11 protein-coding genes are annotated in these 20178 nt (G+C 71.8%); 3 read left to right on the top strand and 8 right to left on the bottom strand.

The features are described 5' to 3' along the window. Window positions 1–507 precede the first annotated feature (507 nt). Window positions 508–1293 carry a transcriptional repressor LexA gene (gene lexA, locus MQV74_RS29975; protein ID WP_138962193.1) on the top strand — a complete coding sequence of 262 codons (786 nt, stop codon included), beginning with the start codon at window positions 508–510 and terminating at the stop codon, window positions 1291–1293. A gap of 396 nt (window positions 1294–1689) precedes the next feature. Here the strand turns inward: lexA and MQV74_RS29970 are convergent, their stop codons facing one another. From MQV74_RS29970 to MQV74_RS29950, 5 genes are all read right to left on the bottom strand, one after another. Beyond that, window positions 1690–3681, bottom strand: coding sequence for an ATP-dependent DNA helicase (locus MQV74_RS29970; RefSeq protein ID WP_242724584.1), 1992 nt, complete (start codon window positions 3679–3681; stop codon window positions 1690–1692). Window positions 3682–3721: 40 nt separating this feature from the next. Further along, window positions 3722–5569: an IucA/IucC family protein gene (locus tag MQV74_RS29965; protein WP_242724582.1), complete on the bottom strand. Its 1848-nt coding sequence runs from the start codon at window positions 5567–5569 to the stop codon at window positions 3722–3724. Window positions 5570–5641: 72 nt separating this feature from the next. Next, on the bottom strand, window positions 5642–6418 hold the full coding sequence (locus MQV74_RS29960; RefSeq protein WP_242724576.1) for a GNAT family N-acetyltransferase: 777 nt from the start codon (window positions 6416–6418) through the stop codon (window positions 5642–5644). Between the two features lie 109 nt (window positions 6419–6527). After that, window positions 6528–8921 carry an IucA/IucC family protein gene (locus MQV74_RS29955; RefSeq protein ID WP_374120715.1) on the bottom strand — a complete coding sequence of 798 codons (2394 nt, stop codon included), beginning with the start codon at window positions 8919–8921 and terminating at the stop codon, window positions 6528–6530. A gap of 164 nt (window positions 8922–9085) precedes the next feature. Then, entirely contained in the window at window positions 9086–10723 is a 1638-nt protein-coding gene (locus tag MQV74_RS29950) for a diaminobutyrate--2-oxoglutarate transaminase family protein (protein ID WP_242724568.1), read from the bottom strand. A gap of 377 nt (window positions 10724–11100) precedes the next feature. On the opposite strand from MQV74_RS29950, the gene MQV74_RS29945 reads away from it, so the two are divergent. Further along, a complete protein-coding gene (locus tag MQV74_RS29945; RefSeq protein WP_242724566.1) occupies window positions 11101–12330 on the top strand; it encodes a trypsin-like serine peptidase in 1230 nt (409 codons plus the stop codon). A gap of 535 nt (window positions 12331–12865) precedes the next feature. Then, window positions 12866–14077 (top strand): trypsin-like serine peptidase, encoded by a 1212-nt coding sequence (locus tag MQV74_RS29940; RefSeq protein WP_242724564.1) that lies wholly within the window; start codon window positions 12866–12868, stop codon window positions 14075–14077. Between the two features lie 127 nt (window positions 14078–14204). Here the strand turns inward: MQV74_RS29940 and hflX are convergent, their stop codons facing one another. The 3 genes from hflX to MQV74_RS29925 all read right to left on the bottom strand — a co-directional run bounded on the left by hflX (window position 14205) and on the right by MQV74_RS29925 (window position 19974). Continuing rightward, window positions 14205–15695, bottom strand: a complete 1491-nt coding sequence (hflX, locus tag MQV74_RS29935; protein ID WP_242724562.1) for a GTPase HflX — start codon at window positions 15693–15695, stop codon at window positions 14205–14207. Between the two features lie 310 nt (window positions 15696–16005). Continuing rightward, window positions 16006–17556, bottom strand: a complete 1551-nt coding sequence (locus MQV74_RS29930; protein ID WP_242724554.1) for a M1 family metallopeptidase — start codon at window positions 17554–17556, stop codon at window positions 16006–16008. A 249-nt stretch (window positions 17557–17805) separates the two neighbouring features. Continuing rightward, window positions 17806–19974, bottom strand: a complete 2169-nt coding sequence (locus MQV74_RS29925) for a RelA/SpoT family protein (protein WP_242724552.1) — start codon at window positions 19972–19974, stop codon at window positions 17806–17808. Window positions 19975–20178: the final 204 nt, after the last annotated feature.

Here is a 20178-nt window from a genome sequence, read left to right as displayed (position 1 = left end):
AACCCTCCTTCATGGCACGACTCACAAGCCTCTGCGGACCCTTGAGGCCCTCGAAGCAGCCCCAAGCATAGGCGATGCCGGAGGTCCCGATGGACCAGGGACCACAACTTCTGGGCTGCGGTCGCAATCCAACCACTAGATCTGGGGTTTGCCGGAAATTTCGACGCCGTCGCGTGTCGCGTCGGCCACCTCCGCGCGCCGCGCCGTCCACCCCTTGCGCGCCCTGGGTCCGACCGCACCAACGCCACCCGAGAGGGGTCGGTGCGGGGTTGACGAGGCCGCGGATGGCACTATGAGAGCCTCACTCGACAGGGTTACGACCCCGGCGGTGAAGCGTACCGTAATGAGCCGAAATGCCTTTCGGTCCGCGCGATAGCCATACACCTGGACACATGATCACGGCAGGCAATCTGCGATTTTTCACTCGAACGTGTGTTTGGCGCAACCTTTCGAAAGCAACTACCGTTGGCTAACTAGGGAGAACATCTCGTAGAGGGGCCGACCGACGTGACCACCACCGCAGACAGCGCCACTATCACTGCCCAGGACCGCTCCCGGAGCCGATTCGAGCCGGTGCATGCCATGAATGACGCAGCCACGAACCAGGAGGGGCCCAAGCCCACTCGCTCCCTGCCGGGCCGACCTCCAGGAATCCGCGCCGACAGCTCCGGGCTCACGGATCGCCAGCGCAGGGTGATCGAGGTCATCAGGGACTCGGTGCAGCGGCGTGGTTACCCGCCGTCGATGCGGGAGATCGGGCAGGCGGTCGGCCTCTCCAGCACTTCCTCGGTGGCGCACCAGCTGATGGCTCTGGAGCGCAAGGGGTTCCTGCGCCGTGACCCGCACCGCCCGCGCGCGTACGAGGTCCGCGGCTCGGACCAGCCCAGCACCCAGGCCACCGACACGACGGGCAAGCCCGCCGCCTCGTACGTCCCCCTCGTCGGCCGCATCGCCGCGGGTGGTCCGATCCTCGCCGAGGAGTCCGTCGAGGACGTGTTCCCCCTCCCCCGGCAGCTCGTCGGCGACGGTGAGCTGTTCGTCCTGAAAGTCGTCGGCGACTCCATGATCGAGGCCGCGATCTGCGACGGCGACTGGGTGACGGTCCGTCGCCAGCCGGTCGCGGAGAACGGCGACATCGTCGCCGCCATGCTCGACGGCGAAGCCACCGTCAAGCGCTTCAAGCGCGAGGACGGCCACGTCTGGCTGCTGCCCCACAACGCTGCGTACCAGCCGATCCCCGGCGACGAGGCGACGATCCTCGGCAAGGTGGTGGCGGTCCTGCGCCGGGTGTGAGCCCCGTGCCCCCGACCGGGCCCCGGAACCCACTGCGCCGGTTCCGGGGCCCCGCTCTGTGCCCTGACGCTCAGGGCTGCGCGCTGGCTCTTCGAAGGGGGTCAGAGTGCGCCTAGGCGCCGCCCGGGGAGGGCAGGGCAGGGCAGCCAGGGAGAGCGTCGTGGGCATCCGGATGGCGCCCGGGGCTGGTCTCCGTGACGTGAGGGCGTCGGACGGCCCTGTGACGCCGCCCGCGCGGTAACGCCGTCCGGGGTAGTGCCGCCCGCGCAGCGACGCCGCACGTCTGGTGACGGCTACCTTCGGGGACGGCCACCCGGTAGCGCGGCCGCCCGCCTACGCGGTGGCACCGGCCCTACGCGGTGGCGCCGGCGCCCGCCGGACGCGCCCCTCCCCCGTCTACTCGCTCTTCTCCTCGGCCGCAGCGCCCTTCTCCTTGGCCACCGCGTCGATCGCCGCCAGTGAGCGGCGCGCCTGATTCCGGTCCGTGGTGTACCAGAAGTCGGGAAGCGACGCCCTCAGATAGCTGCCGTACCGGGCCGTGGCCAGGCGCGGGTCCAGGATCGCGACCACACCGCGGTCCCCCGACGCCCGTACGAGACGGCCGGCGCCCTGCGCCATCAGCAGGGCGGCGTGCGTCGCCGCGACCGCCATGAAGCCATTGCCGCCCGCCTCGTCCACGGCCTTCTGGCGGGCGCTCATCAGCGGATCGTCCGGGCGCGGGAACGGGATCTTGTCCATGACCACCAGCTGACAGCTGGTGCCCGGCACGTCGACGCCCTGCCACAGCGAGAGCGTGCCGAAGAGGCAGGTCTGCTCGTCGGCCGCGAAGTTCTTGATCAACTCGCCGAGGGTCTCCTCCCCCTGGAGCAGGATCGGCATGTCGAGGCGTCCGCGCAGCTCCTCGGCCGCCGACTGCGCCGCGCGCATCGAGGAGAACAGGCCGAGCGTGCGCCCGCCCGCGGCCTCGATCAGCTCGGCGAGCTCGTCCAGCATGTCCTCGCGCGTGCCGTCGCGTCCAGGGCGGGCCAGGTGCTGGGCGACGTACAGGATGCCCTGCTTGCGGTACTCGAAGGGCGAGCCGACGTCCACGCCCTTCCACACCGGGGTGTCGTCGGCGCGCGTGCCCTCGGGGGCCAGGCCCAGGGACGCCCCCACCCCGTTGAAATCGCCGCCGAGCTTGAGCGTGGCGGAGGTGAGGATCACCGAGCGGTCGGTGAAGAGCTTCTCCCGGAGGAGGCCCGACACCGACATGGGCGCCACGCGCAGGGAGGCGCCGAAGCGGTCGTGGCGCTCGTACCAGACGACGTCGTACTCGGAGCCGGTCGTGATGCGCTCGGCCACGTCGTGAATGGTCTCCACGGAGGCCAGGGCCTGCTTGCGGACGGCGTCCTCGTCCTGGACCGACTTGTCGCGGGTGGTGCCGAGCGCGGTGATGACCGTCCGGGCGGCGTCCCGCAAGGCCATCAGCGCGTAGGCGAGGTCCTCCGGGATCTCCTCCAGGCGGCCGGGCAGTGCCAGCTCCATCAGCCGCTCGAAGCCCTCGGCGGCCGTCTGGAGCTGGTCCGCGACCTTCTCGTCGACCAGCTTCGCCGCGCGGCGCACCGCGCGGTTGACCTGCCCCGGAGTGAGCTCACCCGTGGCGACGCCGGTCACCCGGGAGACCAGCTCGTGGGCCTCGTCCACGATCAGCACTTCGTGCTGCGGGAGGACCGGGGCGCCCTCGATCGCGTCGATGGCGAGGAGCGCGTGGTTGGTGACCACGACCTCGGCGAGCTTGGCGCGCTCGCGGGCCGCCTCGGCGAAGCACTCCTGGCCGTACGCGCAGCGGGAGGCGCCCAGGCACTCCCGGGAGGAGACGGACACCTGGGCCCAGGCCCGGTCGGAGACCCCGGGGGTGAGGTCGTCGCGGTCGCCGCTCTCGGTCTCGTCCGCCCAGTCCCGCAGGCGCAGCAGGTCCCGGCCGAGCTTGCTGGTGGGGGCCGCCGCCTCGAACTGGTCGAAGAGCCCCTCTTCCTCCTCCTGCGGCACGCCTTCGTGGAGGCGGTGCAGGCACAGATAGTTCGACCGGCCCTTGAGCATGGCGAACTGGGGGCGGCGGCGCAGCAGCGGATGCAGGGCGTCCACCGTCCGCGGCAGGTCCCGCTCCACGAGCTGGCGCTGCAGCGCCAGGGTGGCCGTCGCGACGACGACCCGCTCCCCGTGGGCCAGCGCGGGCACCAGATAGCCGAGGGACTTGCCGGTGCCTGTGCCGGCCTGGACCAGCACGTGGGAACCGTCGTCGATCGCCTCGGCGACGGTCTCGGCCATGGTCACCTGGCCAGGGCGCTCCGTGCCTCCGACGGCGGCGACGGCGGCGTGCAGGAGCTCGGGGAGTGAGGGCTTCGTCATAGCCCGACCACCCTACGGTGCCCCACTGACAACGCCGTCCTCAAGGCTGATGGAGCGGGTTCGGCACGGTCCCGTGAACGGCGGCGTGCGGGCGCTCGGAGCGGTCGCGGTAGCCGTCGAGGTGGAGCCGGTTGCGGTTCAGGCACAGCCGGTCGATACGGGGAGTGAGCAGGTCGAACATCTCGTAGCGCTCCTTGAGCTCGGGAGCGCGGGCCTGGTGGCGCAGGATCTCGGCACGGACGAGAGCCCAGAAGTCGGACTCGGTGACGCCCAGTTGTTCCTCGCACAGCGGAGCCAGATAGCGGAAGACGCCGACGAAGAGCCCGGCGTGAAGGAACTGGGTGAGGAAGGCGGGAGGCTCGGTCAGCAAGATGTCGCGCACGGCAGACGGCATGGAGTCGTGCTCCGGCACGCGCTTGGCGCTGACGTTCACGTCGTCTACGAAGTCCTTCACCGCGAGCCGTACGGGAACGTCACTGTCGTCGAAAACGACGATGGTGTTCTCACCGTGGGGCGAGAACACCGTGCCGTACCGGTAGAGGAACTGCAGCAGGGGCGGCAGGAGCGCCGTGAACAGATGGCTCAGCCAGACGGTCGGCGTCAGGCCGGAGCGGTCGACGAATTCGGCGACGAGGGCGCGCCCCTGTGGGTCGGTGTGCAGCAGACAGGCGAGGGTGCGGGCGCGCTCCCCCGGCGCGAGGTAGCGCGTGAGGGGCTCGCGCCAGATGGCACCCAGCAGTTCCTTGTACTGATAGGGAACTTCCGGCAACGAGTCGTATACGGGGTGCTCGACGGCTACGGAGGCGACTTCTCCGAGGAGGATGACGCGGCACTCGTCGCGCAGGAACGTGTCGGCATCGCGCAAGGCGTGCACCCAGGAGGTGACGGCCGGGGCGGCGAGAGTGCGCTCCGTGGGCAGGCCGCGCCAGACGAGGGTGTTGAGGACCGACAACGGCAGCTTGATGGTGTGCCGGTCGGGGCGCGTGGTGTTCAGGAATGTGCGGATGGACTGTTGGGGCAGGCGCAGGTCGCCGTCGGTCGGCAGCGGGACGACCTTCCCGGAAGCGACGGACGGCGCGAAGAGGGGCAGCACGACGTCGTCCCACTGCCACGGGTGCACCGGAAGATAGAGGTACTCCTCCGGATCGAGCCCACGCGCGCGGAGCAGGGCGGCGTAGGACTCCTGCGTGCCGGGGGCGAGTTCGCGGGCGTAGAGCTTGTCGGAGGTGGCCAGGCCGGTCACGCCGCGGTAGCGGGCGAGGCTGGTGTGGACCGCGATCCAGGGGATCGTCGTGCTGGTGCAGGCCTCGGGTGCCCAGTGCCGTGCGTCGGTCGCGGAGAAACCGATGCGGCCCTTGTTGAGGACGAGCCAGGGGTGGCCGGTCTGGTGCCCTTCGAGTTCCGCGTATCCGAGGTCGGCCAGCTGGGCCGCGCTCAGCGCCCCGTGGTCGAGCCGGGTGTCGGCGCTGAGGGTGACGGTCAGTTCGCGGATGAGGTGGCCGAGCGTGGCGCCGTCCAGGCCGAGGGTGCGGCGCGCGGCGGTCAGGAACCGCAGCGGGTCGGTCAGCGCCTGGGGCCGGTCGGTGCCTTCGGCGAGGGCCAGGCTGGCCGGGTCCACGCGCCAGCTGCCGTATGCACCGCGCCGGGCGCGGAAGGTGAGGAGGGGACGGGGCTGCTCGCCCGTGAGGGGTTCGTCGAGGGGGAGGCGGTACGCCTCCGAGCCCTCGTCCGCGGGGACGGGCTGGATGATCTCCTCGTACGCGAACTCGCTGATGATCTTGGCGAGCAGGCGTCGGCCCGCTTGCTCCCAGCGGTCGTGTGTCAGCTCGGGCGGGTCGTAGAGCGCGGCGGGGTCCTGGGGTTTGTGGGGTCCTGAGGGATTCGGCACGGGGACTCCTCTGGGAGGGAACCGGATCGGGTCGGGCGGTGTATGAGAAGTGAGCAGGTCGGGCTGAGCGGGTCAGAGCAGGTCGCGCAGGGCTCGGTCACGGATCATGAGCGCGGCCCGCTTGTCGGGGAGGTCGACCTCGTCGGCGAAGCGGAAGCCTGCACCGAGAAAGGCAGAGATGGAGGGGGTGTTGCGCAGGTCCGGTTCAGCTACGACACGTGCGCAGGAGGGGCGGTGGTCGAGTACGAGATCGGCGACGGCTCTGAGCAAGGTGCTGCCGAGTCCTCGACCACGGTCGGCGGCTCCGCCGATCAGGAGGTGAATTCCGGTGTCGTGGGGGCGGGCTGGGTAATGGCGTGCCAGCGGATCGAGATCGGCACGGTAGATCTCCCAATAGCTCATGGGGGTGCCTGCGAGGACACCTAGGCACGGGACGCTGCGTCCGTCTCCGCCGCACTGGGCCCGCAGGTGGGCGTCTGTGACGGAGGGGGGTCCGGCGAGCTCCCAGAACGCGGCGACGGCTGGGTCGTTCATCCACCGGCTGATGAGCGTCAGGTCGTGTTCGGGGCGCACGGGGACGAGGTGGAAGGCGCCGGCGTCGGTGGCCGCCGGGCCCCAGGCCGCGATGTGGTCGAGGAGGTCCTCCGGTGCCGGGGTGCCCGCCCCGCCTGCCGTCGGGTGCGCGTCGCCACGGGGGTCGGCGGCCGCGCGGGCCGGTCGCCCGCCGCTCTGGGGATTCGGCGCGCCGAGTTCGTCGGGCTGCCGCAGGTCGAAAGTCTCTTCGAAGTCCGTCGCGCCCGCGGTGGCGGGCTCGGTTCCGGCGTCGGTGCTCGCGTCGGTGGGAGGCACGACGTCGCTCCTCTCGGCAGGGGGGCGGGCGGGTTCAGTGGGGGCCGGGTGTGGTCCTCAGGGGTGGATCATGACGGGCATGGGGCAGGGCTGTGGGCGGAGTGGAGGGTCACATGTGGAGGGGGTTGGCGATGGTGACGTAGACGGATTGGGTGTCGACGGGCCCGACCAGCTCGTCGAGGCCGTGCAGCCGGGTCAGCAGGTTGGCCTTGCAGCGCAGCGCGGGTGAATCGAGCAGCCGGGCGGGCAGGGGCGAGCGCAGTCGCCCGGGTCCTGAGGCCACATCGGTGAGGAAGCGGCGGAATGCGGCCAGCAACAGCCGTTCATCGGCCAGACGTTGGGACCCGAGGGCTCCGATCAGACCGAGGACGTTGTTGATGCCGAGGTAGTAGGCGAAGCGTTCGTCGGTCACCTCGTCGGAGACGAAGGTGTCGCTGTGCTGCCCGATCCCGGGAAGTCGCTTCTCCAGCTCGGGGCGGTGGGACTCACGGAAGTAGTAGCCCTGGTTGTCCCGGTAGCGCCCACCCTTGGGCCAGCCGTCGGGGTCGAGCAGCAGCACCGTGTTCTGCTGGTGGGCTTCCAGGGCGACCCCTGCCTCGCTGTCCAGCCACAGCACGGGGCGGACGACGCTTTCGAGGTACCGCAGGAACCACTCGGCGGCGACGGCTCCGCGCGGTCGGCCGGTGCGCCCGGCGAGACGAGTGATGATCTCGGCGAGCCGGGAGCGCATCGGCGGACGGTCCTGGTCTTCGCCCCGGCCCGTCGGCCGGGGCGAGACGAGGCCTGCGACGCAGGTGGCGTCGTCGGTGGGGCCGAAGGGGTTGTGCCGGATCATGACGTCGAGTCCGGCGACGGGGTTTCTGTCGGCCCCGGTGACGGCGAGCCAGGCGGGGTCGCGGATCACGTCGAAGCCGGGGTGGGCGGCCTGCCACTGTTCGCCGAGGCCGCTGCGCAGCAGGCGGTGGACCTCGACGCCGCGGTGGAGTTCCTTGTGGAGGTTCTCGCGACGGGAGTTGGTGATGCGCAGGCCCAGCGACAGCTTCAGCATGGCCGGGGCGCCGGAGCGGTAGAGGGTGCGCACGGAGGAGGTGGGTGACCAGGGCGTGCCGTGCGGGCCGCAGTCCTTGAGGAGCCCGGCGGCCAGGAGGTCGGCGGCTTCGGGGCGGTGCTTGAGTTCCCGCATCTGCCACGGGTGCACGGGGAGCAGGGCGTGGCCGTCGGGCGGGGTCAGCCCGGGCCCGGCCAGGCGGGTGGTGAGCTGCTCGGCCGGGACGGTGCGGCCTCTCTCGGTCCACGCCGAGGCCATGGCCAGGGCGGAGTGGTCGACCGCGAGCCAGTGCAGGGGGAAGGAGCCGCGCAGCTCAGGTGAGTAGAGCCGGGATTCGGTGCGGGACAGGCCCTCGCGGCTCTTCGGGGTCGGATGCAGGGGGTGACCGAGAAGGAGGGATTGTTCGGCGGCGAGGAAGAGATCAGGGGTGTCGTCCAGGTTGTCCCTGCGGTCGGCGAGGAAGTCGGCGGTGCGGCGGACGGAGTCGGCGACGCGGGCGACGAGGTCGGCGCCCTCCGCGGAGTCCTGGGGTGCGGGCGTGGAGGTCCTCGACGCGTCGGGCATCGCGGGCCCGCCCCCGGCTGGGGCCGTCCCAGGGAGGGCTCCGGCCTCACCTGCTCCGGTCGCGTCCGGTGCCGGAAGGCCTGTCGGGGGCTGCCGGGTGGGCATCTGAGAGCTGGGCGGCTGGCCCGTGGCGCCCGGGTTCAGCGTGGCGGCCTCGGATGCCCTGGCCTCCGGCGCGGCCTGGTCGGTCGCCTTGGTCTCAGGCGCCTCGGCCTCGGACGAGGCTGCCTCAGCCTCCTTGGTCTCAGGTGCCGCGACCTCGGACGCCCTTGCCTCCGCCTTCTTAGCCTCAGCCGCATGAGTCTCAGGCGGCTGAGGAGCCGATGACGCCGGGCCCGGCGTAGTCGGCTCGCCCAACTCCGGCTTGCTGTCGGCCTGTTCCTGCCCAGGCAAGGGGGCGGTCTGCCCAGCGCGGGAGGCACCGGAGGTCTCGGGCGCGGGTGCGCCGCCTCCCTCCGCGGCAGCGTTCTCGCGGCTCAGCAGGGCGGCGACCGTGACCGCGTCGACCGGAGGTGCGGAGTCGGGGCCGTCCTCCAGATAAGGGAGGCCGAAGCGGTGCCAGCCGGTCGGGGACCAGTAGTCGACGGGGACCAGCAGGGCGGTGGCGCTGGCTCGGAGGGGGATGCGCAGGGAGCCGTGGTCGGGCGCGGGGATGGCGTTCTCCCGCACCCAGCAACGCAGCAGGTTCTCGACGGCAGCGGCCTGGGCGGCGACCTGCGGGTCGGGGTGGTCGAGGAGGTCGGCCGTGCTGTGCGGCAGGCGCTTGGCCTCGTGGGTCCTGCCCTTCTGCTGGGGGACCGTGCCGGACTCCGCAGCCAGCGGGGATTGCGTGCCGCAGGCGCCTGAGGGGTGCGGTTGGGGACGGCCGTCGGGTGCGGGGGTGGCGTTCAAGGGGCTTCCTTGCGTGGTGTCGGGCTCCGTGTGGCGACGGGCAGGGGCTGGGCTGGGACGAGGGGCGGGACACGGGGTGCGGTCGGCTGCCGGCGGAGCAGTCCGGCTCCGTCGTGATCAACGGAGAAGGGAGGCGGCGGACAGTGGGGCGAGGGAGGCGGTGGCTATCTGCGCTGGGCGCGTGTCGCCGTGTCGAGCGCGTCGGCGAGGCGATCGAGGACGGCGGTCGCCTGTTCGTCGGTGATGGTGAGGGGCGGCAGGAGGCGTACGACGCTGGAGTGGCGGCCGCCGAGTTCGACGATGAGTCCGCGGCGCAGGCACTCGCGCTGCACGGCGGCGGCGAGTTCGGGGGCCGGTGGGTGAGGACGGGATTCCGGAAGGTCGTGCGCGGTGTCGCTCGGACGCTGATGAGGGTCGGCGTGTTCCCCCGACGCGGGCGAGTCGCATCGAGAGGGATAAGGGTGGGCGCCTGCGGAGTCGGGCCCTTCGGCGCGGGCATTCCCCTGGCGGGCGGCGGGGACGGTGCGCGTGGAGCCGGGGTGGTGGCTGTGCGCGGCGGATTCGGGGGCGGTTCCGGTGCGCCCGTCCGTCCCGGCGGAAGGCGGGCCGTCGTATCGGGAGGCGCTCCTGGCACGGCCGAATTCGCTGTCGCTCAGGGCGGGTTGGCGGCCGCTCGGGTCGACCAGTTCCATGCCGAGCATGAGCCCGCGGCCGCGCACGTCGCCGACGCAGGAGTGCTCGTGGGCCAGGGAGCGCAGCCCGGCGAGCATGCGGGTGCCGACGTCCGCGGCGCGCTCGGCGAGGCGGTTCTCGCGGACGTGGGCCAGGGTCGCCGCGCCCGCGGCCATGGCGAGCTGGTTGCCGCGGAAGGTGCCCGCGTGGGCGCCGGGCGGCCAGACGTCGAGGTCGTCGCGGTAGACGACGACGGCGAGGGGCAGGCTGCCGCCGATGGCTTTGGAGAGGACGAGGACGTCGGGTGTGATGCCGCTGTGTTCGACGGCCCAGAAGGCGCCGGTCCTCCCGACGCCGGTCTGCACTTCGTCCGCGATGAGTGGAATGCCCCGTGCCGCCGTGATGTCGCGCATCCGGCGCATCCAGGCGTCGGGGGCAGGGAGTACGCCGCCCTCCCCCTGTACGGGTTCGACGATCATCCCTGCCGGAGCGGGGACGCCGGACTTGGAGTCATCCAGGACGCTCTCGGTCCAGCGGGCCGCGAGTTCGGCGCCGCGGGGACCGCCGATGCCGAAGGGGCAGCGGTAGTCCTGCGGATAGGGCAGGCGCGCCACTCGTACGTCCCGCGCGCCGCCGGATGCTTCGAGCGCCCCCGCCGTCATGCCGTGATACGCGCCGGTGAAGGCGAGCAGGCCTTCGCGTCCGGTGGCGGCACGCACCAGTTTCAGCGCCGCCTCCACCGCGTCCGTGCCCGCGGGGCCGCAGAACTGGACGCGGGCGCGCTCGGCGAAGCCGCGCGGGAGAGTGCGGAACAGCTCGGTGGTGAAGGCGTCCTTGACCGGTGTGGCCAGGTCGAGGACGTGCAAGGGCGCGCCGGAGTCGAGCACGGCGCGGATGGCTTCCAGGACGACGGGGTGGTTGTGCCCGAGGGCGAGGGTGCCCGCACCGGAGAGGCAGTCCAGATAGCGCTGCCCGTCGGCGCCCTCGATCGTCATCCCTCTCGCGCGGACGGGCACGATCGGCAGGGCGCGCGCATAGGTGCGCGCGGCGGACTCGCGCGCCGATTGACGGCGCAGGATCCCTTCGTGCGCCGCGGACACCACCGCGGGGACAGGCTCGGTCACGGCCACGGCTTTTCGTCCTCCCGCTGGGACTGGGCAGGTGCCCGTCGCATCCGGCCGGGTGCGGCGGGCGAGTTGACGCGGGGGCTGAACGCGTGTGGCGTGTCCCCCGTACGTACCAACGACGGCGAGTGCGGGGGATCACGGGTCGACCGAAGATCCTTGCCGTGACGGAACCGTTGCTGTTCCGTCGGCCGTCCCCAACGGCACCGGCATAGTGTGGGGTGCCGTTCATCAGCACCAAGGCGTTCAGAACCCCTGAGCACCACGGTGTCCAGTGATGACCGGCGCTGCCGCGACAGGCGTACGGAACCCGTACGTAATGGCGTACGACGCCACGATGTCCGGCATTTGGAACATATTCGAAGCCCAGGGGGATTCTCACCATGCGACCCATACGTCCGCTCTTCACCGCTCGTCGTGGGAGGAGCGCGCGCGGCAAGACCTCCCCCGCGGCAGCCGCTGTCGTGCTCGGCGCGGCACTCGTCCTGACGGCGACGGCCTGTGGTCCCGGCGACGACAAGGACGACTCGTCCGCGTCCCAGCCGGGCGGCGACGGCGACGGTGACGGCAAGATCCAGCTTCCCGGCGATCTCAAGGACCGGCTCAAGGAGCACGGCATCGACATCGACAAGTGGAAGGACGGCGCCTGGCGGAACTGGGACAAGGACGACTGGCTGCGCGAGGCGGGCGACTTCGTCAACCCGATCATCGAGGGCCTGTGGGACCCGGACCGCATGCGGGACGCCGACAAGAACCCGGACCGGGGCGTCGACGACAACGACATCTCCGGTGACCAGGGCGTGACGGACCCGACCCCGAAGCCGGTCGAAGCGGCGTCCGTGAAGGCGCCGTACCACGACCAGGTCCCCGCGGCCGGGAAGCTGTTCTTCGACGGCCCCGAGGGCTCGATGGTCTGCTCGGCCACGGTCGTGAAGGACCCGAAGAACCCCGGCAAGTCGAACATGGTGTGGACCGCGGGCCACTGCGTCCACGCGGGCGCCAAGGGCGGCTGGTACCGGAACATCGCCTTCGTTCCCTCGTACAACAACGCGGGCAAGGCCACCGCGGACCTCCAGGGCGCGCCGAAGGAAGAAGTCGCTCCGTACGGCGTGTGGTGGGGCGACTGGGCGCAGACCTCGGACCAGTGGATCGAGCAGGGTGGTCCGACCGGCGGCAAGGGCGCTCCGTACGACTTCGCGGTGATCCATGTGACGCCGGAGAAGGGCAGCGAGGGCAAGTCCCTGGAGGAGACGGTCGGCAGCGCGCTGCCGGTGGACTTCAACGCTCCGGCCGTGCCGGACATCAAGGACATGACGGCGACTGGCTACCCGGCGGCGCCGCCGTTCGACGGCCAGAAGCAGTTCCAGTGCGCGGACAAGCCGGGGCGGCTTTCGATCAGCGAGCCCGATCCGACGATGTACCGCATCGGCTGCACCATGACCGGCGGTTCGTCCGGCGGCGGCTGGGTCGCCGCGGGCAAGGACGGCAAGCCCGCCCTCGTGTCGAACACCTCGATCGGCCCGGTGACCGCCGGCTGGCTGGCGGGTCCGCGCCTGGGTGACGAGGCCAAGGGCATCTACGACGCGGTCAGCAAGAAGTTCGCGGGCCGGTAGCGGCTCGCGGAAGCGCACGGCACGCGGTGGGTTCGCCCGCGAGGCGAACCCACCGGCCGGGCGCGACCGCGCCGCTCGGGGTCCATGGGGGCCACACCCTGTGCGCCGCATGAGCCCCGGCCTCCGCCGGGTCCAGAGGACCGGCGCTCAACCGGCCCCGGAGTCCAGCCACCACGCACGGCGTGGATCCGCACCACGCGCCCCCGGACCTGCACGACGCGCCCCGCGCACCCCGCACCGCACGTCCCGCGCACCCCGCACCGCACGTCCCGCGGACCCCACGCCGCACGTCCCGCGGACCCCACGCCGCACACCCATGGATCCACCCGGCGCACCACACAGATCCGCTTTGTACGCGTACGCGTCCGTACGTATGCGTACGCCGACGGGGGCGGCGAAACCTTCACGGGCTCGTCGCCGTTCGTCCCCAACTGCACAGGCATAGTGGGAGGCCACGTTGGCCCGGGCGGCGGATGCCGCGCCCACGCCTGACACGCACATGGCAAACACACGTTCCCACGGGGGTTACAGCTCCATGCGTTCCATTCGTGCGCCCTTCGCGCGCGGCCGCGGTCGCCGTACCGCGCTCGCCGTCACCGGGCTCGCCGCGGCCCTGGCGCTCACCGCCACGGCCTGCGGGCCGGGCGACGACAAGGCCGACGACAAGGCCGACTCCGGCACCTCGCAGGGTGCCGACAAGGGGTCCGACTCGGGCGGCGGGCTGCCCTCCGACCTCACCGACCGGCTCAAGGAGCACGGCATCGATCCGGACAAGTGGAAGGACGGTGCCTGGAAGGACTGGAGCAAGGACGACTGGCTGCGCGAGGCCAAGGACTTCGTCAACCCGGTCATAGAGGACCTCTGGAAGCCCGAGCGCATGCGCAAGGCCAAGGACCCGAACAAGACGATCGCGGCGAAGGACGCGGCCGCCGACCAGGGCGCGACCGACCCGGAGCCCGCGCCGGTCAAGGCCGAGCCCGAGAAGACGCCGTACCACGAGCACGCCGCGCCCGTCGGCAAGATCTTCTTCGACTCCCCCGAGGGCTCGATGGTCTGCTCGGGCACGGTCGTGAAGGACCCGCGCAACCCGGGCAAGTCCAACCTCGTGTGGACCGCGGGCCACTGCGTGCACGCGGGCTCGAAGGGCGGCTGGTACCGCAACATCACCTTCGTGCCCGCCTACAACGACCTGGGCAAGTCCGAGGCCGAGCTGAGCAACGCCGCCCCGCAGGAGGTCTCCCCGTACGGCCAGTGGTGGGCGGACTGGGTGTCGACCTCCGGTGAGTGGATCGACCAGGGCGCCGCGTCGGGCGGCGCCGGTGCGCCGTACGACTACGCCGTGCTGCACGTGAAGCCGCAGCAGGGCAGCAAGTCCTTGGAGGAGACGGTCGGCAACGGGCTGGATGTCGACTTCTCGACCCCGTCCGCGCAGAGCGTGGGCTCGATGGGCGCCTGGGGCTACCCGGCCGCGCCGCCGTTCAACGGCCTGACCATGCACAAGTGCATCGGCAAGCCGGGCCGTCTGTCGTTGGACCCGGCGCAGCCGACGATGTACCGCATCGGCTGCACGATGACCGGTGGTTCGTCCGGCGGCGGCTGGTTCCGCCGGGCGAGCGACGGCGAGACCAAACTCGTGTCCAACACCTCGATCGGCCCGGCGGAGAACACCTGGCTGGCCGGTCCGCAGCTGGGCTCCGGCGCCAAGCAGGTCTTCGACATGATGAGCGAGAAGTACGGGGCGCAGTAGGCCCTGGCCGATCGCTGCCGGGCCCTGCCGGTTCACGGCAGGGCCCGAAGCCCGGCACGGCGGAGGCCCCGCCCCCCTCGGAAGGGGGCGGGGCCTCCGCCGTGTGCGTGCGCGCGTGGCGCGGGCTTCAGTGCGCCGCAGGGACGAACGGCGCCAGCTCCGCCGCGAGCTCCTCGTGCACCCGTGCCTTGAGCAGCGTGCCCTCGGCCGTGTGCTCCTCGGAGAGCACCTCGCCGTCGGCGTGCGTGCGGGCGACGAGCTTGCCGTGGGTGTACGGCACGAGGGCCTCGATCTCGACCTCGGGCCGCGGCAGCTCGGCGTCGATGAGCCCGAGCAGCTCCTCGATGCCCGCGCCCGTGCGCGCGGAGACCGCGATCGCGTGCCGCTGCGTGCGCAGCAGCCGCTGGATGGTCAGCGGATCGGCAGCGTCCGCCTTGTTGATCACGACGATCTCGGGGACGTCCACCGCGCCGACCTCGCGGATCACCTCGCGTACCGCGGCGAGCTGCTCCTCGGGGGCGGGATGCGAGCCGTCGACCACGTGCAGGATCAGATCGGACTCGCCGACCTCCTCCATCGTGGAGCGGAACGCCTCCACCAGGTGGTGCGGCAGGTGCCGGACGAATCCGACGGTGTCCGCCAGGGTGTACAAGCGGCCGCTCGGCGTCTCGGCCCTGCGGACGGTGGGGTCGAGGGTGGCGAACAGGGCGTTCTCCACCAGGACGCCCGCGCCCGTGAGGCGGTTGAGCAGCGAGGACTTGCCCGCGTTCGTGTATCCGGCGATGGCGACCGAGGGGACCTTGTTGCGCTTGCGCTCCTGGCGCTTGATCTCGCGGCCCGTCTTCATCTCCGCGATCTCCCGGCGCATCTTCGCCATCTTCTCGCGGATCCGTCGCCGGTCCGTCTCGATCTTGGTCTCACCGGGGCCACGGGTGGCGAGGCCGCCGCCCTTGCCGCCGCCCATCTGCCGGGACAGCGACTGGCCCCAGCCGCGGAGCCTCGGCAGCATGTACTGCATCTGGGCCAGGGCGACCTGGGCCTTGCCCTCTCGGGACTTGGCGTGCTGGGCGAAGATGTCGAGGATCAGGGCGGTCCTGTCGATCACCTTGACCTTGACGACGTCTTCGAGGTGGATCAGCTGGCCGGGGCTCAGCTCACCGTCGCACACGACGGTGTCCGCGCCGGTCTCGAGCACGATGTCCCGCAGCTCCAGGGCCTTGCCGGAGCCGATGTACGTGGCCGGGTCCGGCTTGTCGCGGCGCTGCACGACGCCGTCGAGCACGAGGGCGCCCGCCGTCTCCGCGAGGGCGGCCAGCTCGGCGAGGGAGTTCTCCGCGTCCTGAACCGTCCCGGAGGTCCAGACGCCGACGAGGACGACGCGCTCCAGACGGAGCTGTCGGTACTCGACTTCGGTGACGTCCTCGAGCTCGGTGGAGAGGCCCGCGACGCGGCGCAGCGCCGCCCGCTCGGCACGGTCGAACTGCTCGCCGTCCCGCGCTCCGTCGATCTCGTGGCTCCAGGCGACGTCCTCTTCCATCAGGGCATCGGCCCGAAGACCTTCGGGGTAGTTCTGCACGAAGCTCTGTGCGTCCTGGGAGGAGGAAGAAGAGGAGGTCATTGGGTCCTTTACGTCGATGGGAATCCGATGCGAGGCTCCTTGGGGACGTCTGCCGTCCCCTGTCGCACCCTGGGTGCGACAGTGTCTCGCGAGCGACGGCGCCACCCGTCACATCCGACAACGCGCACGACCGCCCCGGGATTCCCCGGATCGGACGGAACCGACCCTGAGATCTCCCCGAGGGGATGTCCCGGACGGGCCGCGCCGTCGACTTGAAGATGGTTGCACGGGACGGCCCGTCTCGTCACCTGGGTTATTGCCGGGTCTGTCACCTGGCGAAACGCCGTCCCGCAGGGTGTGCGGGACCTGCTCAGTGGTGGGTGTGCCCGGCGACGTCGGGGCCGCCGCCCGCCCGGCCCGCCTGCTTCTTGCCCGGGGCCTCCGACGTCCAGTCCGGGTGGCCCGGCATCGGCGGCGTCTTGGTGCCGTACAGCCAGGTGGCGAAGAACTCGCGCAGGTCCCGGCCCGAGACGTGGGAGGCCAGGTGCGTGAAGTCGGCCGTGGTCGCGGTGCCGTCGCGGTGGGCGCGCACCCACGCGCGCTCCACGCTCTCGAAGGCGGCCCGTCCGATCTCCTGCCGCAGCGCGTAGAGCACCAGGGCGCTGCCGTCGTACACGACGGGCCGGAAGAGGCTGATCTTCTCCCCCGGCTTGGGCGCCTTGGGTGCGGCGGGCGGACCGCCCGCGGCGCGCCACTGGTCCGAGTACCGGTAGGCCTCGCGCATGCGCGTGCGCAGCTTGTGCCCGGACTTCTCCTCGCCGTAGAGGGCCTCGTACCAGGTGGCGTGCCCTTCGTTGAGCCACAGGTCGGACCAGGTGCGCGGGCTGACGCTGTCGCCGAACCACTGGTGCGCCAGCTCGTGGACCATGATCGTGTCCACATACCACTCCGGGAACTCGGGCCGCGTGAACAGCTGCTTCTCGAAGAGCGACAGCGTCTGCGTCTCCAGGGCGAAGCCGGTCTGGGCGTCGGCGACGAGCAGACCGTAGTTCTCGAACGGGTAGCGGCCGACCTTGCCCTCCATCCACGCGACCTGGCCGGGCGTCTTCTTGAGCCACCGCTCCAGCTTCTTGTGGCCCTTGGTCGGTACGACGTCCCGTACAGGGAGGCCGCGCGGGCCGGTGCGGTGCAGCACCGTGGAGCGGCCGATGGAGACCTGCGCCAGTTCGGTGGCCATGGGGTGTTCGGTGCGGTACGCCCACGTGGTGGTGGCCCCGGCGCGCGTCGTGGCCAGCGGGACGCCGTTGGCGACGGCCGTGAGCGCCTTGGGGGCGCTGACGCGGAAGGTGAAGCGGGCCTTGTCGGCCGGGTGGTCGTTGCAGGGGAAGACGCGGTGTGCGGCGTCGGCCTGGTTGGCCATGGCCAGGCCGTCGGCGGTGCGCACCCAGCCGCCCTCCTCCTTGCCGCCGACCGGGTGGCTGGTGTGGCGGACGGTGACCCGCATGCGCTGACCGCGCTCCACGCGCGCGTGGGGGGTGACGACGAGGTCTTCGCCGCTGGTGTCGAAGGTGGCGGGCGCTCCGTTGACGTCGACGGAGCGGACCTTGCCCTGCGAGAAGTCGAGGTTGATCCGCTCCAGCGGTGCGGTCGCGCGGGCGTCGATCTTCGTGACGGTGTCGAGCGGCTTGGCGTTGTCCCCGCCGTACGTGAAGGCGATGTCGTACTCCAGGACGTCGTATCCCGGGTTGCCGAGGTGCGGGAAGAGCCGGTCGCCGATGCCGAGCGGGGCGGCGGGCTGCGGAACGCTCGCGGCGAGCAGGGCAGCGGAGGCGGCGGTCGCGAGGAGGGCGATGGCGACGCGGACGGTCTTGGGCCGCGCGACCGTGGTCCTCGTGGCCTTGGGGCGTGGGGTGAGCAGCATGAACTACCGCTATCAGCGCCTGCCTTCCGTGCCGTGATGACGCGCGCCGGGCCACTCGAACGAGTCGGGGCGGGGGTGGCCGGATGCCTCAGCGGCGCGGCCGGGCGAGCGGATCGGAGCCCGCTGGGGCGCGGCGTGGTTGGCGGGCGCCCCTCACTGCCCCAGGGCGCCGACAGCCCTCCAGGTCGTCGCCGCAGCCCTTCTCAGGACGTCGCCGCGACCCTTCTCAGGATGTCGCCGCAGCCCTTCTCAGGACGTCGCCGCGGCCCGGTGCTGCGCCCTGCTCACGTCGTACACGCCGGGTACGTTCCGCATCGCACGCATCAGGCCGGGCAGGTGGGCGGCGTCCGGGAGCTGCAGGGTGTACGTGTGGCGGACGCGCTGCTGGCTGGGCGGCTCCACGGTCGCCGAGACGATGGCGGCGCCTTCCAAGGCGATGGCTTCGGTGAGGTCGGCGAGGAGGTGCGGCCTGCCGAACGACTCGGCGATGAGCGTGACCCGGCATTCGGCGCTGTCCCCCCAGCGCACGCCCACCTCCGGGCGCCCCACGCCCTTCATGCGCGCCACCGCCGGACAGCTGACGCGGTGGACGGTGACGACGCCGCCGCGGACCGCGAATCCTGTGACCTCGTCGGGCGGTACGGGCGTACAGCAGCCGGCGAGGCGCACGGTGGCGCCCTCCCGGTCGACCACGACATTCGCGGCGGCCGGGCGCAGGGCCGCCGCCACCGGTGGTCGTGGGGCCGCGGCGGGCACGGTCGCGGGCGGCGGGTGTGCCAGCGCGGGCTGGCCGGCGGCCGGGGTCGGGTGGGAGGCGAGCCAGCGCCGGATGGCGATCCGCGCGGCGGGGGTGCGGGCGTGGTCGAGCCACTCGCGTGAGGGCCCCGACGTGGGGTCCTGGCCCATGAGGAGCTGCACCGAGTCGCCGTCCCGCAGGACCGTGCTGAGCGTCGCGAGGCGGCCGTTCACGCGCGCCCCGATGCAGGCGTGGGCGTCCTCGCCGTACTGGGCGTAGGCGGCGTCGACGCAGCTGGCGCCCGCGGGAAGGCCGAGCGTGCCGCCGTCGGGGCGGAAGACGGCGATCTCGCGGTCCTGGGCGAGGTCCTCGCGCAGCGTGGACCAGAACGTGTCGGAGTCGGGCGCGGCCTGCTGCCATTCGAGGAGGCGCGAGAGCCAGCCGGGCCGGGTGGGGTCGGCGCGCTCGCCGTCGGCGGGCTGCTCCTCCACGGGGGGCGCGTACGGGCTGCGCAGGGCGACGACGCCCGCCTCGGCGACGCGGTGCATCTTGTGGGTGCGGATGAGGACTTCGGCGACCTCGCCGTCCGGGCGCGCGACGGCCGTGTGCAACGACTGGTAGAGGTTGAACTTCGGTACGGCGATGAAGTCCTTGAACTCCGCCACGACCGGGGTGAAGCAGGTGTGCAGCTCACCGAGCACCCCGTAACAGTCGGCGTCCTCACTGACGAGGACGAGCAGGCGCCCGAAGTCGGCGGGGCGCAGCCCGCCGCGTTTGCGGTGCACGCGGTGCACGGAGACGAAGTGGCGCGGCCTGATGAGCACTTCGGCCGCGATGCCGGCCTCGCGCAGCACGCCGCGTACCTCTTCGGCGATGTCCGCGAGGGGGTCGGAGCCGTCGGCGTTCTTCGCCGCGATGAGGCCCTCGACCGCGGCGTACTCCTCGGGGTGGAGGATCGCGAAGACGAGGTCCTCCAACTCGGTCTTGAGGGCCTGTACGCCGAGCCGCTCGGCGAGCGGGATGAGCACGTCGCGGGTGACCTTGGCGATGCGTGCCTGTTTCTCGGGGCGCATCACGCCGAGGGTGCGCATGTTGTGCAGGCGGTCGGCGAGTTTGATCGACATCACGCGGACGTCGTTGCCGGTGGCGACGAGCATCTTGCGGAAGGTCTCGGGCTCGGCGGCCGCCCCGTAGTCGACCTTTTCCAGTTTGGTGACGCCGTCGACCAGGTAGCACACGTCCTCGCCGAACTCGGCGCGCACCTGATCGAGCGTCACGTCCGTGTCCTCGACCGTGTCGTGGAGCAGGGACGCGGTCAGGGTGGTCGTCTCGGCGCCCAGTTGGGCGAGGATCAGGGTGACGGCGAGCGGGTGGGTGATGTACGGCTCGCCGCTCTTGCGCGTCTGGCCGCGGTGCGAGGACTCCGCGAGGACGTAGGCGCGGCGCAGCAGCTCCAGGTCGGCGTCCGGGTGGTGGCCGCGGTGGGCCTCGGCGACGTGGCTGATCGCGTCCGGGACGCGGCCGCGCGCGGCGGTTCCGAGGAGCGCGGCCCAGCCGAGTCTGCGCAGGTCCAGCCGGGGGCGGGCGCGGCGCCGCTGGCCCGTGGATCCCGCTGTCGCCGGGATCGGGCCCGTGGGCGTCGCGGGGCCGGGCGTCGCGGGATTCGTGGCCTCCGCACTCATGGGCACCTCCGGCAGCTCCGACCGGCGGTGTACGAACGGCAGCCTGCTCCGTCCGGGCCGGTGCTTGATGCTACCGAGCCCATCACGCGGTGCTGACCCGCTCTCGCCGAGCGTGAAACGGATCACCCATTCGAGCGACAGTTCTGTGGAGTGCTGTTTCGAGTGATGATTCGACTGGGACGAGTACTGATTCGACACGGAGGA

Origin of the sequence: Streptomyces sp. AN091965 (genome assembly GCF_022698285.1) — a bacterium.
In the GTDB taxonomy this organism is placed as follows: domain Bacteria; phylum Actinomycetota; class Actinomycetes; order Streptomycetales; family Streptomycetaceae; genus Streptomyces.
This window is presented reverse-complemented; position numbering and strand designations above follow the sequence as displayed.